Source organism: Pseudomonas sp. FG35 (assembly GCF_057809295.1).
The window spans coordinates 584,925-603,854 of sequence record NZ_JBMDJR010000001.1 but is presented as its reverse complement, the minus strand read 5'-3'; the positions used below and the strand labels follow the sequence as shown (position 1 = coordinate 603,854).

The 18,930-nt window shown below is 60.6% G+C and carries 13 protein-coding genes; 10 read left to right on the top strand and 3 right to left on the bottom strand.

Annotated elements, in window-relative coordinates; translation table 11 throughout:
• Nucleotides 1-67 precede the first annotated feature (67 nt).
• The 4 genes from ACODTD_RS02615 to ACODTD_RS02600 all read left to right on the top strand — a co-directional run bounded on the left by ACODTD_RS02615 (nucleotide 68) and on the right by ACODTD_RS02600 (nucleotide 4,096).
• A complete protein-coding gene (locus tag ACODTD_RS02615; protein WP_064381592.1) occupies nucleotides 68-817 on the top strand; it encodes an SDR family NAD(P)-dependent oxidoreductase in 750 nt (249 codons plus the stop codon).
• Between the two features lie 94 nt (nucleotides 818-911).
• Complete coding sequence (locus tag ACODTD_RS02610) at nucleotides 912-2,210, top strand: MFS transporter (RefSeq protein WP_236188526.1); 1,299 nt, start codon at nucleotides 912-914, stop codon at nucleotides 2,208-2,210.
• Between the two features lie 18 nt (nucleotides 2,211-2,228).
• Nucleotides 2,229-3,077 carry a transketolase gene (locus ACODTD_RS02605; protein ID WP_285355826.1) on the top strand — a complete coding sequence of 283 codons (849 nt, stop codon included), beginning with the start codon at nucleotides 2,229-2,231 and terminating at the stop codon, nucleotides 3,075-3,077.
• Nucleotides 3,074-4,096 (top strand): transketolase family protein, encoded by a 1,023-nt coding sequence (locus ACODTD_RS02600; RefSeq protein WP_011334131.1) that lies wholly within the window; start codon nucleotides 3,074-3,076, stop codon nucleotides 4,094-4,096. Before ACODTD_RS02605 ends, ACODTD_RS02600 begins: the two co-directional genes overlap by 4 nt.
• 53 nt (nucleotides 4,097-4,149) lie before the next feature.
• Here ACODTD_RS02600 and ACODTD_RS02595 read toward each other — a convergent pair whose 3' ends face one another.
• Entirely contained in the window at nucleotides 4,150-5,094 is a 945-nt protein-coding gene (locus ACODTD_RS02595) for a GlxA family transcriptional regulator (protein ID WP_201818614.1), read from the bottom strand.
• Nucleotides 5,095-5,202: 108 nt separating this feature from the next.
• On the opposite strand from ACODTD_RS02595, the gene ACODTD_RS02590 reads away from it, so the two are divergent.
• Nucleotides 5,203-6,000, top strand: coding sequence for an SDR family NAD(P)-dependent oxidoreductase (locus tag ACODTD_RS02590; protein ID WP_064381600.1), 798 nt, complete (start codon nucleotides 5,203-5,205; stop codon nucleotides 5,998-6,000).
• 213 nt (nucleotides 6,001-6,213) lie between these two features.
• Complete coding sequence (locus tag ACODTD_RS02585) at nucleotides 6,214-7,365, top strand: L-dopachrome tautomerase-related protein (protein ID WP_285356107.1); 1,152 nt, start codon at nucleotides 6,214-6,216, stop codon at nucleotides 7,363-7,365.
• A 71-nt stretch (nucleotides 7,366-7,436) separates the two neighbouring features.
• On the opposite strand, the gene ACODTD_RS02580 is transcribed toward ACODTD_RS02585, so the two are convergent.
• Entirely contained in the window at nucleotides 7,437-8,408 is a 972-nt protein-coding gene (locus ACODTD_RS02580) for a LysR family transcriptional regulator (RefSeq protein WP_489104396.1), read from the bottom strand.
• A gap of 284 nt (nucleotides 8,409-8,692) precedes the next feature.
• Between ACODTD_RS02580 and ACODTD_RS02575 the strand changes: the two genes are divergently transcribed.
• Together ACODTD_RS02575 and ACODTD_RS02570 are read left to right on the top strand one after the other, a co-directional pair.
• Entirely contained in the window at nucleotides 8,693-11,098 is a 2,406-nt protein-coding gene (locus ACODTD_RS02575) for a glucose/quinate/shikimate family membrane-bound PQQ-dependent dehydrogenase (RefSeq protein ID WP_201818616.1), read from the top strand.
• Between the two features lie 84 nt (nucleotides 11,099-11,182).
• Nucleotides 11,183-12,481 carry a carbohydrate porin gene (locus ACODTD_RS02570; protein WP_201818618.1) on the top strand — a complete coding sequence of 433 codons (1,299 nt, stop codon included), beginning with the start codon at nucleotides 11,183-11,185 and terminating at the stop codon, nucleotides 12,479-12,481.
• 69 nt (nucleotides 12,482-12,550) lie between these two features.
• On the opposite strand, the gene ACODTD_RS02565 is transcribed toward ACODTD_RS02570, so the two are convergent.
• On the bottom strand, nucleotides 12,551-14,746 hold the full coding sequence (locus ACODTD_RS02565; RefSeq protein ID WP_489104395.1) for an OsmC domain/YcaO domain-containing protein: 2,196 nt from the start codon (nucleotides 14,744-14,746) through the stop codon (nucleotides 12,551-12,553).
• Between the two features lie 178 nt (nucleotides 14,747-14,924).
• On the opposite strand from ACODTD_RS02565, the gene ACODTD_RS02560 reads away from it, so the two are divergent.
• Together ACODTD_RS02560 and ACODTD_RS02555 are read left to right on the top strand one after the other, a co-directional pair.
• Nucleotides 14,925-17,546 (top strand): bifunctional diguanylate cyclase/phosphodiesterase, encoded by a 2,622-nt coding sequence (locus tag ACODTD_RS02560; RefSeq protein WP_489104394.1) that lies wholly within the window; start codon nucleotides 14,925-14,927, stop codon nucleotides 17,544-17,546.
• A 99-nt stretch (nucleotides 17,547-17,645) separates the two neighbouring features.
• Complete coding sequence (locus tag ACODTD_RS02555) at nucleotides 17,646-18,929, top strand: OprD family porin (RefSeq protein WP_041475271.1); 1,284 nt, start codon at nucleotides 17,646-17,648, stop codon at nucleotides 18,927-18,929.
• The last annotated feature ends 1 nt before the right edge of the window (nucleotide 18,930 follow it).

Genomic DNA, 18,930 nt, shown 5'->3' with positions numbered 1-18,930 from the left:
TGGGAGACAAGCTGAGTCATCGGTTCTGCACGGACCCACTCAATAACAACAATCAGAGGTTTCTCCCATGCTTCTTCAAGGCAAAGTCGCGATCATCACAGGTGCTGCCTCCGCACGTGGTATCGGCCGCGCGACAGCTACGACCTTCGCTCAACATGGCGCCCGGGTGGTGATTCTGGATCTGGACGCATCCGCTGCCCGCGATGCCGCTGCCTCTTTGGGCGAGGGTCATCTCGGCCTGGCTGCCAACGTCGCCGACGAGTCTCAGGTGCAGCAGGCTGTCGCGACCGTCATCGAACACTTTGGCCGTATCGACATACTGGTCAACAATGCCGGCATCACCCAACCCCTCAAGACCCTCGATATCCGCCCCGGTGATTACGACAAGGTGCTGGACGTCAGCCTGCGCGGTACGTTGCTGATGTCCCAGGCGGTGATTCCGCTGATGCGCCAGCAAGCCAGCGGCAGCATTGTGTGCATGTCTTCGGTTTCCGCGCAGCGCGGCGGCGGCATTTTTGGCGGGCCTCATTACAGCGCCGCCAAGGCCGGTGTGCTGGGCCTGGCCAAGGCCATGGCGCGTGAGCTGGGGCCGGACAACGTGCGCGTCAACTCCATCGCCCCCGGCCTGATTCACACCGACATTACGGGCGGCCTGATGCAGGACGAACGCCGCCACGCGATCATCGACGGCATTCCGCTGGGGCGTCTGGGCGAGGCGCAGGATGTGGCCAATGCGGCGCTGTTCCTGGCCAGCGACCTGTCCTCCTATCTGACTGGCATCACCCTGGATGTGAACGGCGGCATGCTGATTCACTGACACACGTGGCGGGCCTCGCGGCCCGTGCGGTTCTGGATCGATGATACGGCCGGGCAGACTTGCCCGGCGGTCAATAAAAACAAGAGATCAGACCATGACTACCCTGTCGCTCGAAGCCGTTTCGGCGGTGCGTTCCAACGCCTACCGTAAAACCGCCTGGCGCCTGATGCCGTTCCTGATGCTGTGCTACCTGTGCGCCTACCTCGATCGCGTCAACGTCGGCTTTGCCAAACTGCAAATGATGAACGATCTGGCGCTCAGCGAAACAGTCTACGGGCTGGGCGCCGGCATGTTCTTCATCGGCTACTTTCTCTGCGAAGTGCCCAGCAACATCATCCTGCACAAGGTCGGCGCGCGGGTCTGGATCGCGCGCATCATGATCACCTGGGGCATTGTCTCCGCCCTCTTCGCCTTCGTCGAAACCGCCTGGCAGTTCTACGCCCTGCGCTTTCTGCTGGGCATTGCCGAAGCCGGCCTGGCGCCGGGTCTGCTGTTGTACCTCACCTACTGGTTTCCGTCCTACCGGCGTGCGCGCATGACGGTGTTGTGGTTCATCGCCATCCCGTTGTCGGGCATGGTCGGCGGTCCGCTCTCCGGGTGGATCATGAACCACTTCGCCGGCATGCACGGCTGGGCCGGCTGGCAATGGATGTTTGTGCTGGAGGCTGTGCCTACGGTGGTTGTCGGACTGTTGGTGCTCAGCTATCTCAAGGATGGCGTGCATCAGGCCAGTTGGCTCAACGACGACGAAAAAGCCTTGATCGCTCGTGAGCTGGCGGAGGATGACCAGCAGAAAGTGACGCATGCGTCCGTGGGCGAATTCATTCGTGATCGTCGCCTCTGGCTGCTCGCGGGGATCTATTTCTGTGTGGTGATGGGGCAGTACGCAATTACCTTCTGGCTGCCGACCCTTGTGCGTAATGCCGGGGTCTCCGATCCGATGAAGATCGGTTTGCTGACCAGCCTGCCCTACCTCTGTGCCATCGCCGCCATGTTGCTGGTCGGACGCAGTGGCGACAAACATCGCGAACGCCGCTGGCATCTCATCGTCCCGATGATCGCCGGGGCCATCGGCCTGACCCTCGCGGCGCTGATGGGAGGCAACGTGATGCTGTCCATTCTCAGTCTGTGCCTGGCGGCTTCCGGCATCCTGTCCGCGACCTCGCTGTTCTGGATGCTCCCGACCACGCTGCTCGGCGGTGTCTCCGCTGCGGCCGGCATCGCCGCCGTCAACAGCTTCGCCAACCTTGCCGGCTTCTGCTCGCCCTACCTGATTGGCTGGATAACCACACTCACTGGCTCCAGCGCTATCGGCATGTATCTGATCACTGGCGTATTGCTGGTCGGCGCCTCGCTGGTCCTGCGCATTCCCGCTGCCTTGGTCAATCGTTGATTCACAGGAGAATTCACCATGACTGCCAACCTTTCATTCACAACACCCCAGACGCTGGCCGAGCGCGCCCACAACATTCGCCGCCATGCCTTGCGCATGGGGCAGGTGCAAGGCCAGGGCTACGTCGGCCAGGCCCTCGGTGCGGCGGACCTGCTCGCGGTCGCCTACTTCCATGCGCTGAGCTATCGCCCCGAAGACCCGGCGTGGGAGCCGCGCGATCGGTTCTATCTGTCGATCGGTCACTACGCGATTGCGCTGTACGCGGCGCTGATCGAAGCCGAGATCATTCCGCTCGATGAGCTTGAAACCTACGGCTCGGATGACAGCCGATTGCCGATGTCGGGCATGGCCGCCTACACGCCGGGCATGGAAATCACCGGTGGCTCGCTGGGTCAGGGGCTGGGTATCGCCGTCGGGGCTTGCCTGGGTCTGAAGCGCAAGGGCTCGACATCGTTCGTCTACAACCTGCTGTCGGACGGCGAGCTGAACGAAGGCTCGACCTGGGAAGCCGTGATGTCGGCCTCGCACTGGAAGCTCGACAACCTGATCGCCATCGTCGACGTCAACAATCAGCAAGCGGACGGCCATTCCAGCGAGATCCTGTCGTTCGAACCCATCGTGGATCGCTGGCAAGCGTTTGGCTGGTACACCCAGCGCGTCGACGGCAACGACCTGGACGCACTGGTCAAAGCCTTCGATGCCGCCCGCCACCACCCCGGTACTCAGCCACGGGTGATCATCTGCGACACCACCATGGGCAAAGGTGTGCCCTTCCTCGAAAACCGCGAAAAGACCCATTTCATCCGCGTGGATGAACACGAATGGGATCTGGCACTGACCACGCTTGAAGAAGGAAAAAACCAATGAGCAACGCCGCCAACACACCGACCTCGACTGGCGAACCGATCAAGAAGCGTCTGACCACCTCGGCGATGATTGCCTCGATTGCCTCTGAAGGCCAAGCCACCCGCTCAGCACCTTTCGGACATGCATTGGCTGCACTGGCGGATCAGCGTCCGGACATCGTCGGCCTCTCCGCTGACCTGTCCAAGTACACCGACCTGCACATTTTCGCCAAGGCCCACCCGGATCGTTTCTATCAGATGGGCATGGCCGAACAACTGTTGATGAGCGCTGCCGCAGGCATGGCCCGCGAAGGCTTCGTGCCGTTCGCCACCACGTATGCGGTGTTCGCCTCGCGTCGCGCCTACGACTTCATCTGCATGGCGATTGCCGAGGAAAACCTCAACGTCAAAATCGTTTGCGGATTGCCCGGCCTCACCACCGGCTACGGCCCCAGCCACCAGGCCACCGATGACCTGGCGATCTTCCGGGCGATGCCCAACCTGATGATCGTCGACCCTTGTGACGCGCTGGAAATCGAACAGGCCGTGCCTGCCATTGCCGCGCATCAGGGCCCGGTCTACATGCGCCTGCTGCGCGGCAACGTGCCGCTGGTGCTGGATGAATACGGGTATCAATTCGAGATCGGCAAGGCCAAGACCCTGCGCACCGGTAACGATGTCCTGATCATCTCGACCGGTTTGATGACCATGCGTGCATTGGAGGCCGCCAAGGCGTTGCAGACCGATGGCGTCGATGTCGCGGTGCTGCATGTGCCGACGATCAAACCGCTGGATGAACAGACCATTCTCGCCGAGGCCCGCAAGTCTGGCCGGCTGGTGGTTACCGCAGAAAACAGCTCGATTATTGGCGGGCTGGGTGAAGCGGTTGCCGGGGTACTGCTGCGCAACGGAGTGACGCCGACGTTCAGGCAGATCGCGTTGCCCGACGCGTTCCTCGACGCCGGCGCACTGCCGACACTGCATGATCGCTACGGCATTTCCACCGACGCCGTCTGCGCGCAAATCAAGTCCTGGCTTTGACTGCTGGCTGATCGGGGTGCATAGGGACAAGCGCTCCGATCAGACGTATTGCCTTAGCCAATCCGCCTGGCATCTCGTCGAACCGCCTGTGGCGGAACGCCAAACCCTCGCATGAATACTTCGCGCATGTGGCGACGGTCTCGAAACCCCGTTTCCTTCGCCACGCGATCAAGGCTGTGACGACTTTGCTCGATCATCACGCGAGCGGCCTCCAGACGCAGGCTTTCCACGGCTTTGGCCGGTGACTGGCCCGTCTCGGCGGTAAATACCCGGGTGAATTGTCTGGGACTCAAGTGCACGACATCGGCAAGTTCCTCCACGCTGAGCGGGCGGCTCAGGTGCGTACGCGCATACTCCAGCGCACTCTGAATACGGTCCGACTTTGGAGCAAGCGTGAGCAGTTCCGAATGCTGGGACTGCCCACCCGAGCGCCGTTGATGCATGACCAGTTTGTGCGCCACCGACCGGGCCATGTCCGTGCCCAGATCCTTTTCCACCATGCCCAGCGCCATGTCCAGCGCGGCCGTCATGCCCGCCGAGGTCCAGACGGGACCGTCGACGATGAAGATCCGGTCTTCCTCGACCTCGATTCTTGGATGCAGCTCACGGAGCTTGTTCGCATAGGACCAGTGGGTGGTCGCCCTTCGATCGTCCAGAACCCCAGCCTGTGCCAGAACGAAAGAGCCGGTGCACAGACCTGCTGTGCGTCGGGCTCCATCGACGAAGGCGCGCACGCTGGCCAGCACCTCTTCACCTGGCGGGTTCAAGGGGGTCAGCGTACCGGTAATCATCCATGTGTCGGCCAATCCCGGGGCGCCCAGAGGGAGCGTGTCGATGTACATGCCCAATGAAGAACGCACGGTCCCACCGCCGATCGAGAAGTTCTGGACCTTGTAGATCTCTTCCCCCGCGACGATGTTGGCGAACTCGAATACAGCCTGGGTTGCCAGGGACATCACCTGAAAACCCTCGGTAATCAGATAGCCGACACGATGCATGACTGAACTCCTTTTTGAATGTCCTTAAACACTACCATATACGTCGTTTAAGACATCAGTCCCCTCCTTCATCATCATGGCTCCACACACAACCCACGGAGCTTGATCATGACGCAACAATACAAAGGCACTGCGCTCATCACCGGCGCGTCCACCGGCATCGGCTCGATTTACGCCGAACACCTTGCCCGCCGGGGTTACGACTTGGTGCTGGTGGCGCGCAACCGCGAACGTCTGAACGCACTGGCCAGCCGCCTGACCAGCGAAACCCGGCAGAACATCGAAGTGTTGCAGGCCGATCTTGGCCGCCCCGAGGACCTCGCCAAGGTAGAACGCAAGTTGCGTGAGGACGCCAGCATCACTTTGCTGGTCAACAACGCCGGCATCGGCACCCATACCGGCCTGCTGGAGAGTGATGTCGAGCGGATGGCCGAGATGATCACGCTGAACGTCACCGCCCTTACCCGCCTGACCTACGCCGCGATTCCAGGTTTTGTCGCCCGCGAACAAGGCGCCGTGATCAATATCTCCTCGATCGTCAGCCTGGCGCCGGAGCTGCTCAACGGCGTGTATGGCGGGAGTAAGGCCTACGTCACCGCGTTCACCCAGTCCCTGCACAAGGAACTCTCGGATAAAGGCATCCGGATTCAGGCCGTCCTGCCCGGCGCGACCGCAACAGACTTCTGGCAGATCGGTGGATTGCCTGTCGAGCATCTGGATCCGGGCATCGTGATGTCGGCCCAGGACCTGGTCGCCGGCGCTCTGCAGGATTTCGACAACGGCGTGCTGATCTCCATCCCCTCAATGCACGACCTGCAAGGTTACGAGCGTTACGAAGCGAGCCGCCAGGCCTTGTTCTCCGAGCTTTCGAGCAACCGGCTCGCGCCGCGCTACAACGCCAACTGATCGCTAAAGCCATCTGTCGTCAAGCCGCCAGCCCTCCCTGATGGAGGGCTGGCAGCTTTGTATTTTCCGCAAAATGCGGAAAGTCTTCCTGCGATTTGCTTCTGTCTGGAGAAGGTCGTCGCGCATAGCCTGTCACTGCCTTCTCGTGCTCACTGATTTATCGCGACTCGTGCTTGAAGGCTCCTCACATCACTGGCGCTCAAGGACTTGAACATGAACAGATTATTTAAAATCGCAGGCCTGGCCCTTGCGGTATCCGTAAGCGGCCTGGCCGTCGCGCAAAGTGATACGGGCAAAGGCGCCGCCATCGAACGTGTTTACGCGTTCAACGGGGCCATGCCGACAGGCGTGACGGTAACCGAAACCGGCCGTATCTTCGTGAACTTCCCCCGGTGGGGTGATGACGTGCCCTACACCGTTGCGGAAATTTCCAACGGTCAGCTTGTGCCCTACCCTGATCTGAGAACCAATGTCGCGGATCCGCAGAACCCGGCCAAGGGATTCATCAGCGTGCAAAGTGTGGTTGCCGACGGCAAAGGCCGCGTCTGGGTGCTCGACACGGCAGCACCGAAGTTTTCCGCGCCTCAGGCGGGCGGAGCCAAGCTGGTGGCGATCGACCTGACCTCCAACAAGATCACAAAAACGATTGTGTTCCCTGACGACGTCATCCTGCCGACCACCTATGTCAATGACGTGCGCTTTGACTTCCGTACAGGCAAGGAAGGGACCGCCTACATTACCGACTCTTCGGTCAGCGGCCCTGGCGGCATCATCGTGGTCGATCTCGCGAGTGGCCAGGCAAGCCGCAAACTGACTGGCGCCCAATCCACCTCGGCCGACCCGTCCTTTATCCCGAAGGTTGAAGGCAAGCCCGCCTTGGTGACGCGCAATGCTCAAGGCAAAACCGGCCTGTTGACGGTGGCATCTGACGGTATTGCCCTGTCCAGTGATGGCAAGACGCTCTACTTCTGCCCGTTATCGAGCAGGCATCTGTACGCCGTGCCGACTGCCCTGCTGCGTGATCCGGGTGTGAGCGATGCCGAACTGGAAAAAGCGGTCGTCGACCTCGGTGAAAAAGGTGCTTCCGACGGTCTTGAAGCCGATGCCGACGGTGCCGTGTACGCTGGTGACTACGAGCACAACGCGATTCGCAAACGCCTGCCGGACGGTCGCTGGCAGACGCTGGTCGAAGACTCGCGAGTGCTTTGGCCCGATACGTTGTCGATCGGCCCTGACGGCTACCTGTATTTCACCGCCAACCAGCTTCATCGCTCGGCAGGTTTTAATGACGGTCAGGACAAACGCGTCAAACCGTACAGCCTGATGCGTGTGAAGATCGGCGCCAAGCCTGCAGCGACGTACTAGAGAAACGTCAGAGCATTGAGGTCTGGCTCAAAGGCCTGAACCTGACGCGGCGCCCCAGCCTCGTCAGGTTCTCATTCAGCTACGTAACGTTCGAATCGTTGCGCCAGGAAAGTTCTCAAGGCCTGTACAGCCGGTGTGAGTGAGGTGCGATGGGGACACACGAGCTGAAGCGGCGCCGGCTGTCCGACGTCTGCCGGGAAAAGCTCCACCAGTCGACCGCTGCGCAAGTCATCCAGCACATCGATTTTCGACCTGTAGACGATTCCGAAACCGGCAACCGCCCAGCGCCGGACGATATCGGCATCATCACTGACCCGGTCGCCCGTCACCTGAACGGTCCTGACACCGTCGGCCGAATGAAAGCTCCAGCGTTCGTAGGTCTGCTCCCCCATCACAAACCGAAGGCAATTATGGTTGCCCAATTCTTCCGGTGCGGCAGGCCGGCCGTGGCGGGCCAGATAGTCCGGCGAGGCGCAGACCGTTCTTCTGTTCGTCGGCGCCAGGGCCAGAGAGACGAGGCTGGAATCGGCCAGCAAACCATAGCGGATACTGGCATCCAGTTGCTCGCCGACCAGGTCGGCAATCTGATCGCTGACCCGTAACTGCAACAGCACCTTCGGATGCAGTTGCTGAAACTCGTCGAGCCATCGCAACAGCACGTTTCGGCCGATATCCGACGGTATCGACAAGCGAATCGTGCCGGCGATTTCATCGCGACCTTCACTTAGTGCGATCTCGCCATTTTCAAGCGCTTCGAGTGCCTGCCGGGCATGGGAAAGGTAGCGTTCGCCATCGTCCGATAATCTCAAGCGCCGGGTCGAGCGAACGAACAACCTTGCTCCAAGACTGCCCTCAAGACGCTGAACCGCTCCGCTGGCCAAGGCTGGAGAAATGTCCAGCAATCGGGCAGCGGCGGAGAAACTGCCGGCCGCAGCCGTGGTGACGAATACCTGAAGGTCATCTACGCGGACTATTTTCTTCACGATCACGAAATTCTGTAGGGTGCGGACGAAGTTTTTCAGCGTAATAAGAAAAATGATCATTGCCCAGCCGTCGCTCAGACGTCGGGGCTGTTAGCCATTAGTCTAATCAGCCCAGGCACCGGCGTAATCACTGCGCGAGCCATGCCTGTCACAAATCCCACTTCCCCTGACAGAAAAGCGACTTTCAACCGCATTTCAATATCGCTTGCAGCCTAACAGGCGCAAACCGTTCTCTGATCCGACGCTCCGCTGAGCAGCAAACTACACTTCATTCTGATTTAGTGATTTAACTAGGTAGTTACCTAACTATATAATGCTCGCCTCATTTCAACGGGACATTCAACGTGAAGCAGAGTCAGCGCCTCTCGGGCATATCAACATTCATTCTGGTCGGGCTGGGCGTGATCATCGCCCTGCTCGGCCTGGCACTGGCCGCTGGCGGTGTGAAATTGGTCAGCCTGGGAGGCTCCTGGTACTTCCTGGTGGGTGGTCTGGTGATGGCCGTCTCCGGTCTGCTGATCGCGCGGCGCAAGCCTGCCGGTGCCTGGCTGTTCGCGGCGTTTCTGGTTGGAACCGCTATCTGGGCCGTGATCGATGCAGGGCTGGTGTTCTGGCCGGTGTTCTCGCGCCTGTTCATGTTCAGCGCCGTGGGTCTGGTGGTTGCGCTGGTCTATCCGCTGCTCAAACGCGCCAATGGTGACGTTGCAGGTCGCGGCGCTTACGGCGTTGCGGCTGTTCTGGCGGTTGGACTCGCGGTAGCTGCCGGCAACATGTTCGTCGCGCACCCGACCGTCGCCCCTACCGGCACTGGCCCGGGCCTGACGCCGGTCGAGCCGGAAAAGGCGCAGAAAGACTGGGCCCACTACGGTAATACCGAGGGTGGCAGCCGCTTCGCCGCGCTGGACCAGATCAACCGCAGCAACGTCGACAAATTGAAAGTCGCGTGGACCTACCACACCGGCGACATCGCCGAGAGCGATGGCAATGGTGCCGAAGACCAGCTGACTCCGCTGCAGATCGGCAATAAAGTCTTCATCTGCACCCCGCACAACAACCTGATTGCGCTGGATGCCGACACCGGTAAAGAACTCTGGAAAAACGCGATCAACGCTCAGTCCAAAGTCTGGCAGCGCTGCCGGGGCATGGCGTATTTCGACGCCAGCACCGCCGTCGCCAAACCGGCCAGCGCGCCAGTGAGCGAAACCCCGACCGCTCCAATCGCCAACTGCACACGTCGCTTGCTCACCAACACTATCGACGCCCGCCTGATCGCGGTCGATGCGGACACCGGCGAGTTCTGCCGGGGTTTCGGCAACAACGGCCAAGTGGATCTGAAGGCCGGTCTGGGTGATGTTCCGGACAGCTACTATCAACTGTCCTCCGCGCCGCTGATGGCCGGCACCACTGTGGTGGTTGGCGGTCGTGTGGCCGACAACGTGCAGACCGACATGCCGGGCGGCGTGATCCGTGGTTTCGACGTGATGACCGGTGCCATGCGCTGGGCATTCGACCCGGGCAATCCAACCGATCGCAAGGCACCCGCAGACGGCAGCACTTATGTGCGCAGCACGCCGAACAGCTGGGCGCCGATGTCCTACGACCCGGCGACCAACACCGTATTCCTGCCGATGGGCAGTTCGTCCACCGACATCTATGGTGTCGAGCGCAGCAAACTCGATCACACCTACGGTGCCTCCATCCTGGCGCTGGACGCCAACAGTGGCGAAGAAAAGTGGGTCTACCAGACCGTCCACAACGACCTCTGGGACTTCGACCTGCCGATGCAGCCAAGCTTGATCGACTTCACCAAGGACGGTAAAACCGTGCCGGCGCTGGTCATCGGCACCAAGGCCGGGCAGATTTACGTGCTCGACCGCGCCACCGGCAAACCGTTGACCGAAGTAAAAGAAGTGCCGGTCAAGGCAGCCAATATCCCCAACGAGCCGTACTCGCCTACCCAGCCTAAATCGGTCGGTATGCCGCAAATCGGTGCCCAGCACCTGACCGAATCGGACATGTGGGGCGCCACGCCTTACGACCAGCTGCTGTGCCGGATCGATTTCAAGTCGATGCGTTACGACGGCTTGTACACCGCGCCGGGCACTGACAAATCCCTGAGCTTCCCGGGTTCGCTGGGCGGCATGAACTGGGGCAGCATCTCCACTGACCCGGTGCACGGCTTCATCTTCGTCAACGACATGCGTCTGGGCCTGTGGATTCAGATGATTCCGTCGCAGAACAAAGGCCAGGCAACTTCCGGTGGCGAAGCGTTGAACACCGGCATGGGCGCCGTTCCGCTGAAAGGCACGCCTTACGCAGTGAACAAGAACCGCTTCCTGTCGGTTGCCGGCATTCCGTGCCAGGCCCCACCGTTCGGTACGCTGACCGCCATCGACATGAAAACCCAGAAAGTCGCCTGGCAAGTTCCGGTCGGCACCGTTGAAGACACAGGTCCCCTGGGCATCCGCATGCACCTGCCGATCAAGATCGGTCTGCCAACCCTCGGCGGCACCCTGTCGACCCAAGGTGGCCTGATCTTCATCGCCGGCACCCAGGACTTCTACCTGCGCGCGTTCAACAGCGGCAACGGTGAAGAAATCTGGAAAGCGCGTCTGCCGGTCGGCAGCCAGGGCGGCCCGATGACGTATGTGTCGCCGAAAACCGGCAAGCAATACGTGGTCATCACCGCCGGTGGTGCTCGCCAGTCGACCGACCGTGGCGACTACGTGATGGCGTACGCCCTGCCGTAAACCGCAGCGCCCTCCTTCACTTCACTTGTGCGCGGCACCTTCGGGTGCCGCGTCGTTTCATGTCCTTCGCTCTGGATTTCAGCAATGTCATTGGCTGTTCGCTTTTCCCACGCCGGGGTCTTCACCGGCATGCTGTTCGGTCTCACCTGCGGCGCTGCCCTGCCCGCTCTCGCCGATACCGATTCGAACGTGTTCACCCGCAATACCCTGACCGGCGACTGGGGCGGCCTGCGCCACCAGCTCGATAAAGACGGCATCAAGTTCACCGGCGATTACACCGGCGAAACCGCCTACAACGCCGACGGCGGTCTGCATCGCTCGGCGCGCTATTCGCAGAACATCAAGCTCGGCGCGCAGTTCGACCTGAGCAAACTGTACGGCGTCGATAACGCCGGCAAGATCCAACTGACCATCAACGACCGTCGCGGCAACAGTGCTTCTGAAGATCTGGTCGGCAACCGTTTGCCCATCCAGGAAAACTACGGCGGCCTCTACACCCGCCTGACCGAGCTGAGCTACGAGCGCAGCCTGTTTACCCCGGCGCTGAACGTCAAACTCGGCTACATGGCCATGGGCAACGACCTCGGCGGCCTCGACAGCGGCATTCTCTGCAATTTCATGAACGCCGGCTTCTGCGGCCATCCGCTGAACATGTCAGGTGGCAGCGGCTGGACCAACTACCCCAACGCCCACCTCGGTGTGCGGGTGAAATATGACCTCTCCCCGGCCTGGCAACTACGCGTAGCCGCGTTCAATGTCGATCCGGAAAGTAACGGCAACTCCAGCCGTGCCTGGCACTTGGGCCCGAAACACACCACCGGTACCGTGGTGCCGATTGAGCTGGTCTACAAGCAGGCCGGCAAACTGCCCGGCGAGTACAAGCTCGGTTATTACTACGACAGCTCCGACGTCAAACGCATCGGCAGTGACAAGGAAGTGTCCGGGCGCGGCGGCCATTACGTCCTGATCGACCAGGCCGTGTGGGCTTCGGACGTCTCCGAAGGCCGCAGCCTGCACGCCTTCGGCCAATACTCGGCGGCCAGCGAAGCGGCCTCGCCATTCAGCAAGTGGTACGGCACCGGCCTGGTTCTGTACAAACCCTTTGAAGGCCGCCCTCGCGACACCGTGGCGCTCGGTTACGGCCGCGCAGTGCCGAACCCGCGCAGCCGCGATGTGCTGCAGGACACCGCCACTGCCAATGGCGCCGCGTTCCCCAATCTGGACAGCGCCGAGCAATTGATCGAACTCGGCTACGGCTATCAAGCCACTCCATGGCTGACGCTGCGTCCGAATGTGCAGTACATCATCGAGCCAGGCGCGTTCTCCGGGCAGGACATCGACAATGCATTGGTGTTTGGATTGCAGGTGAAGGCCGCGCTCTGACACCATCATCTGCCGACCACAAAAAAAGCACCCGCGAAGGTGCTTTTTTTGTGCCTGCTGCCAACGGAATCAACCCGCGAAGTTGGCCCGCGCTGCGTGCAGTTTCTTGTAGCTCTCGATCAGGCGCAGGTGCCGATCCAGCCCTTCCAGCTTCATGCTGGTCGGCGTCAGGCCGTAGAAGCGCACGCTGCCGTTGACCGAACCGATCGCCGCATCCATGCGCTCGTCGCCGAACATGCGGCGGAAGTTGGCTTCGTAGTCTTCCAACTGCAGATCCTCGTCCAGCTCCATTTCCAGCACAACGTTGACCGCTTGATAGAACAAGCCGCGCTCGACGGTGTTGTCGTTGTATTGCAGGAAGGCTTCGACCAGATCCTTGGCCTGCTCGTACTTCTGCAAGGCGAGGTAGATCAGCAGGCGCAGTTCGAGAATGGTCAACTTGCCCCATGGGGTGTTGTCGTCAAACTCGATGCCGATCAGCGTGGTGATGTCGGTGTAATCGTCCAGCTCGCTGTGTTCCAGGCCTTTGACGAGGTTGCGCAGGCCGACCTTGCTCAGGTTGTGCAGGTTGAGGATGTCGGCACGGAATTGCAGTGCCTTGTTGGTGTTGTCCCAGATCAGGTCTTCTACCGGGTAGATCTCCGAATAGTCCGGCACCAGAATGCGGCACGCCTTGGCGCCGATGTGCTCGTAGACCGCCATGTAGACTTCCTTGCCCATGTCTTCAAGGATGCCGAACAGTGTCGCGGCCTCTTCGGCGTTGGAGTTTTCGCCGTTGCCGGAGAAATCCCACTCGACGAATTCGAAGTCGGCCTTGGCGCTGAAGAAACGCCACGACACCACGCCGCTGGAATCGATGAAGTGCTCCACAAAGTTGTTCGGCTCAGTCACGGCCTGGCCCGAGAAGGTCGGCTGCGGCAGATCGTTGAGGCCTTCGAAGCTGCGGCCCTGCAGCAACTCGGTGAGGCTGCGTTCCAGTGCCACTTCGAAGCTCGGATGGGCGCCGAACGAGGCGAACACGCCGCCAGTGCGTGGGTTCATCAGCGTCACGCACATCACCGGGAACTCACCGCCCAGCGACGCGTCCTTGACCAGCACCGGGAAACCCTGCTCTTCCAGCGCCTTGATCCCGGCGAGGATGCCCGGGTACTTCGCCAGCACCTCTTGCGGTACATCCGGCAGGGCCATTTCGCCTTCGAGGATTTCGCGTTTGACCGCCCGCTCGAAGATTTCCGACAGGCACTGCACCTGGGCTTCAGCCAGGGTGTTGCCGGCGCTCATGCCGTTGCTGAGAAACAGGTTTTCGATCAGGTTGGATGGAAAGTACACCACCTCGCCGTCAGACTGACGCACGAACTGCAGCGAGCAGATACCGCGCTGGGTGTTGCCGGAGTTGGTGTCGTACAGGTGCGAGCCGCGCAGTTCGCCGTCGCGGTTGTAAATGCCCAGGCAATATTCGTCGAGGATTTCCGCAGGCAACTCGTCTTTGGCGCCGGGCTTGAACCAGCGCTCGTCCGGGTAATGCACGAACTCGGCATTGGCGATCTCTTCGCCCCAGAACTGGTCGTTGTAGAAGAAGTTGCAGTTCAGCCGCTCGATGAACTCGCCCAGCGCCGAGGCCAGCGCGCTCTCTTTGGTCGCGCCCTTGCCGTTGGTAAAGCACATCGGCGACTGCGCATCGCGGATGTGCAGCGACCAGACATTGGGCACGATGTTGCGCCACGAAGCGATTTCGATCTTCATACCCAGGTCGGCCAGAATCCCCGACATATTGGCGATGGTCTGTTCCAGCGGCAGGTCCTTGCCGGCAATGCAGGTGCCCGCGCCGGACGTGGAAGCCGGCATCAGCAGGGCCTGGGCATCGGCGTCGAGGTTCTCGACTTCCTCGATCACGAACTCCGGCCCGGCCTGCACCACCTTCTTCACCGTGCAACGGTCGATCGAGCGCAGGATGCCCTGGCGATCCTTTTCGGAAATGTCCGCCGGCAGCTCGACCTGGATTTTGAAGATCTGGTTGTAGCGGTTTTCCGGATCGACAATGTTGTTCTGCGACAGACGAATGTTTTCGGTCGGGATATTGCGGGTGCTGCAGTACAACTTTACGAAGTAAGCCGCGCACAAGGCCGAAGACGCCAGGAAATAGTCGAACGGACCCGGAGCAGAGCCATCGCCCTTGTAACGGATCGGTTGGTCGGCCACCACCGTGAAGTCATCGAACTTGGCTTCGAGTCGGAGGTTGTCGAGAAAATTGACCTTGATTTCCATGCGGGTTACCAGAATAGCGGGCTAAACAAATTGGCCGCCATTATCCGGCTTTTGAGCGTGAAGTCTTGTGCTTTTGCGCAAGGGGACCTGAGCGGGCAGACACGCTTGGCGCAACTTCTGAACATCTCGAAGCCGAAGATGTTCTAGATTGAAGAAATACCGGATCAAGGACGAGCAAATGGACATCTCCAGCCGTGCGACGTCGTTACCCACCCTGCAGGGCTCTGTCACCCGGCGTCTGGCCGTCGCGGTGGGTGCGCTGTTCATTGCCGGAGTGATGGCGGCGACCGCTGCGTTGCTCGGCATTGCCACTCAACTGGATGAGGATGACGTCAATGACGTCCGGTTCTATTCGGCCCGGGCGCTGGAGAACCGAATCACGGCATCGAAGAACTACATCACTAGTTACGCCTACTGGACGACAGCCTATGAGCGTTTGAGCGGTACGGTCGACACGAACTGGGCCTACACCGAGCAGAACATGGGCAAGACCCTGTTTACCAGCGACGGCTATGACGGTCTGTTCGTGCTGGATCGAGAACGCACCAAATACGCCGTCGTTCGCGGGCAAATGCTCGATGCGCAACTGCCCCAGTTCCTTCAGCTTTCGGCGAACAGTCTGGTGGAGCAAGTGCAGAGTCAGCCCGACCTGACCAAGCCCGTCAGTACTTATTCATTGTTCGAAGACTGGCCGGCGCTGGTCACCGCGGCGGCGATCCTTCCCAACGATGAGCGCCCGGTAGGCGATCCACAAAAGACTTCGGTACTGGTATTCGTCGACAAACTGACACCCACCAAGTTGCGCAAGATCGGCAGCGGGTACGGGCTGAACAATCTGTCGCTGGCACCGGACGGCACCATCGACCCGGGCCAGCCTCGCGTCCCGCTGGACAGCACCGGATACAGCCTCGTTGCCGATCTGGAGCGACCGGGCCGGCATCTGCTCTGGTCGTTGCTGCCAACGCTCGGCCCCGCTTTGCTCGTGTTGATGGCCCTGACGGTCTGGTTCTTTCGCCATGCGCTACGTTCCTCGCGGTATGTCGACGACAGTTTTGAAGCGATGCAGGCGTCGAATCAGGCATTGCTGGCGTCCAACCGCGCACTGGAAGCCAGCGAGGAGCGCTTTCGGGCGGTGGCCGAAGCGGCGTCCGACTGGATCTGGGAGGTGGATGAAGCGTTGTCCATCACCTATCTGTCGACCCGGTTCAGTGCTGTCACCGGTTATCCGCAGGCCCAGTGGATCGGGAAACACATCGGACACTTGCTTGTCTGCGACACCACTCCGCTGGATCTGTGGCTGAAGAAACTCGATGAGGAAAGCAACGCCAGCGACCTGCGTTGCACCTACCGTGACCGCGAGGGGCAACAGCGCCACTGCCGTCTCTCGGCCAGGCCGATCGTGGAAAGTACGGCAGTGGTCGGCTATCGCGGCACGGCCAGCGACATCACCGATGAGGTCGCCGCCCATGCGCAGATCCAGCACCTGTCCTTGCATGACGCGCTGACGGGCCTGCCCAACCGCAACAAACTGTCGCGCTATCTGGACGACGCTCTGCTGCTCAAGGAGCACGCCCCGCCTTTATCGGTGCTGATGATTGACCTGGACAATTTCAAGCCGATCAACGATTCGCTCGGGCACCCCGCCGGCGATGCTGTGTTGCAAGAGGTTGCCGGCCGACTGCGCGAATGCACGCGCGACCACGATATCGTCGCCCGTCTGGGCGGTGACGAGTTCGTCGTGGTGCTCTGCGGCATGGACACGCATCAGGAGATCGACAGGTTCTGCACACGCCTGATCGGCAGCCTGCATCAACCCATCCTCTTCGAACAGCAACCGTTGCACATCGGCGCCAGTGTCGGCATCGCTCTGAGCCGGCGTCACGGGTACGTCGCCAGTGAGCTGATCCGTTGCGCAGACATTGCGCTGTACCAGGCCAAATCCGAAGGCAAAAACACCTGGTGCTATTTCGAAGCGCACATGAGCGATCAGATCCAAACCCGTCGGCAGATGGAGGACGACCTTCGAAGGGCCCTGACGAACAATGAGTTCGTGCTGCACTTTCAACCCCGATACAAGGTCGATGGCAAGGAAATCGTTTCGGTCGAGGCTCTGGTGCGCTGGCAGCATCCGGTAAAAGGGTTGCTCGGACCGGATTTATTCATTCCGCTGGCCGAACAGACCGACCTGATTGTTCCCCTCGGTCGCTGGGTCCTGCGTGAGGCTTGTGAAACGGCACTGACCTGGCCGGCGGATATTCTCCTGTCGGTCAACCTGTCACCTGCGCAGTTTGCGATCAGCGATGTGGTCGAAGATGTACGCGAAGTGCTGGTGGGTACTCGCTTCCCGGCCAGCCGGCTGGAGCTGGAAATCACCGAGAACGTAATGCTCAACGACACGGACGGCGCGTTGACCACCATGACCGCGCTCAAGGAACTGGGCGTGCGCCTGAACATGGATGACTTCGGCACCGGTTATTCCTCCCTTGGCTATCTGCGTGCCTACCCGTTCGATGGCATCAAGATCGACAAACGTTTCATTGCTTCAATCAGCACCGGCGCCAATGATCGGGCGGTGGTGCAGGCCATCATCGGACTGGGTAAAGCGATGGGGCTGACCGTGACCGCTGAAGGCGTTGAAACCGAGGAACAACTGGACATTCTGGGCAAGGATCAATGCAACGAAGTCCAGGGTTATTACATGAGTCGCCCGATCGACAGGGCGGCCTTCGCCAGTCTTTTGCAGGCATCAAGAGCCGCCGCTGTCGATCCTTCCAGGCAACGAAAAGGCCGGGTGACCTGAGGACGCTGACTCAGCACATCCGCTCAATCGCAGCACGACGGTTTGCTTCAGTATCCGGCAACTTCCATCACGGCCGGTCACTGACACATGAAAGGTTTCATGCAACCGCGTTTCGCCCTGGCACTGTTGTATTGCGCAATGGCCGACTCGGCATTTGCCAGCGGATTTCTCGACGACGCCAAGGCCGAAGTGCTCAGCCGCAACTTCTACCTGAGCAACGACTACCGCTCGCCCTCACCCGCCGGGAAAAACTACAAACAGGAGTGGGCTCAGGGGTTTATCGGCACTTTCGCATCCGGTTTCACTGAAGGAATCGTCGGGGTTGGTCTCGATGCCCACGCCTTTTATGGGCTGAAACTCGATGGCGGCAAGGGGCACTCCGGCACCGGACTTTTGCCGGTGGACAGTGATGGCCGTAGCGAAAGCGAATACTCCAGCGCCGGTGGTGCGCTGAAGTTGAAGACTTCGAAAACCACCCTCGCCTTCGGTGAAATGACCGTGGAAACGCCGGTCTTCGACACCTCGGACAAACGCCTGCAACCGGAATACGCCACGGGGTTGCTGCTCGACAGCCACGAGATCGAAAACGCACGCGTCGTGGCCGGGCGCTTCACGGCGTTCAAGAACCAGGACCGTTCCTCCGGCAAAGGCGACTTTCAAGGCTATGGCGCCAGCACCCAAGGCGAAAGCATCAGTTTTGTCGGCACCGATCTGTTCAGCGACAGCCCGGTCGGCGGCGCGCTGTATGCGTCCGATCTGAGCGACACTTGGCGCCAGTACTACGCCAACCTGCATTTCAAACAGTCCGGTCTATTGCTCGACGCCAACGTCTACCACACCCGCGACACCGGGCAGGCACTGGCCGGCGACATCGACAACACCGCGTTCAGCCTCTCGGGCAAATACACCTTCGGCGCCCACGCGGTGATGCTCGGCTGGCAACGCATCAATGGCGACACGCCGTTCGATTTTGTCGGTGGCGATTCCATCTACCTGGCCAACTCGATCAAATACGCCGACTTCAACGGCGCTCACGAGCGCTCCTGGCAAGCGCGTTATGACTTGGATCTCGGCGCCTTCGGCATTCCCGGGCTGAACTTCATGACCCGTTACGTTTCCGGCAGCCAAATCGACGGCACTCACGCGCCCAAGGGCGGCGCCTACAACCCGTTCGACGCGGACTCCGGTGAATATCAGCCTCAGCAAGGGGACGGCGGCAAACACTGGGAACGCGACATCGATCTGCGCTACATCGTCCAGTCCGGCGCGGCCAAGGATCTGTCGGTGCAGCTGTCTCACGTTTCGCACCGGGCCAACAGCGCCCAGGCCGGGGATGACATTGACCGGATCTATGTGGTGATCCAGTACCCGTTGGGCTTTTGAG

Excerpts from the sequence above, each read along its gene's own strand:
- ACODTD_RS02615 (WP_064381592.1), top strand. The coding sequence starts at position 68 with ATGCTTCTTCAAGGCAAAGTCGCGATCATCACAGGTGCTGCCTCCGCA.
- ACODTD_RS02610 (WP_236188526.1), top strand. The coding sequence starts at position 912 with ATGACTACCCTGTCGCTCGAAGCCGTTTCGGCGGTGCGTTCCAACGCC.
- ACODTD_RS02605 (WP_285355826.1), top strand. The coding sequence starts at position 2,229 with ATGACTGCCAACCTTTCATTCACAACACCCCAGACGCTGGCCGAGCGC.
- ACODTD_RS02600 (WP_011334131.1), top strand. The coding sequence starts at position 3,074 with ATGAGCAACGCCGCCAACACACCGACCTCGACTGGCGAACCGATCAAG.
- ACODTD_RS02595 (WP_201818614.1), bottom strand. The coding sequence starts at position 5,094 with ATGCATCGTGTCGGCTATCTGATTACCGAGGGTTTTCAGGTGATGTCC.
- ACODTD_RS02590 (WP_064381600.1), top strand. The coding sequence starts at position 5,203 with ATGACGCAACAATACAAAGGCACTGCGCTCATCACCGGCGCGTCCACC.
- ACODTD_RS02585 (WP_285356107.1), top strand. The coding sequence starts at position 6,214 with ATGAACAGATTATTTAAAATCGCAGGCCTGGCCCTTGCGGTATCCGTA.
- ACODTD_RS02580 (WP_489104396.1), bottom strand. The coding sequence starts at position 8,408 with ATGATCATTTTTCTTATTACGCTGAAAAACTTCGTCCGCACCCTACAG.
- ACODTD_RS02570 (WP_201818618.1), top strand. The coding sequence starts at position 11,183 with ATGTCATTGGCTGTTCGCTTTTCCCACGCCGGGGTCTTCACCGGCATG.
- ACODTD_RS02565 (WP_489104395.1), bottom strand. The coding sequence starts at position 14,746 with ATGGAAATCAAGGTCAATTTTCTCGACAACCTCCGACTCGAAGCCAAG.
- ACODTD_RS02560 (WP_489104394.1), top strand. The coding sequence starts at position 14,925 with ATGGACATCTCCAGCCGTGCGACGTCGTTACCCACCCTGCAGGGCTCT.
- ACODTD_RS02555 (WP_041475271.1), top strand. The coding sequence starts at position 17,646 with ATGCAACCGCGTTTCGCCCTGGCACTGTTGTATTGCGCAATGGCCGAC.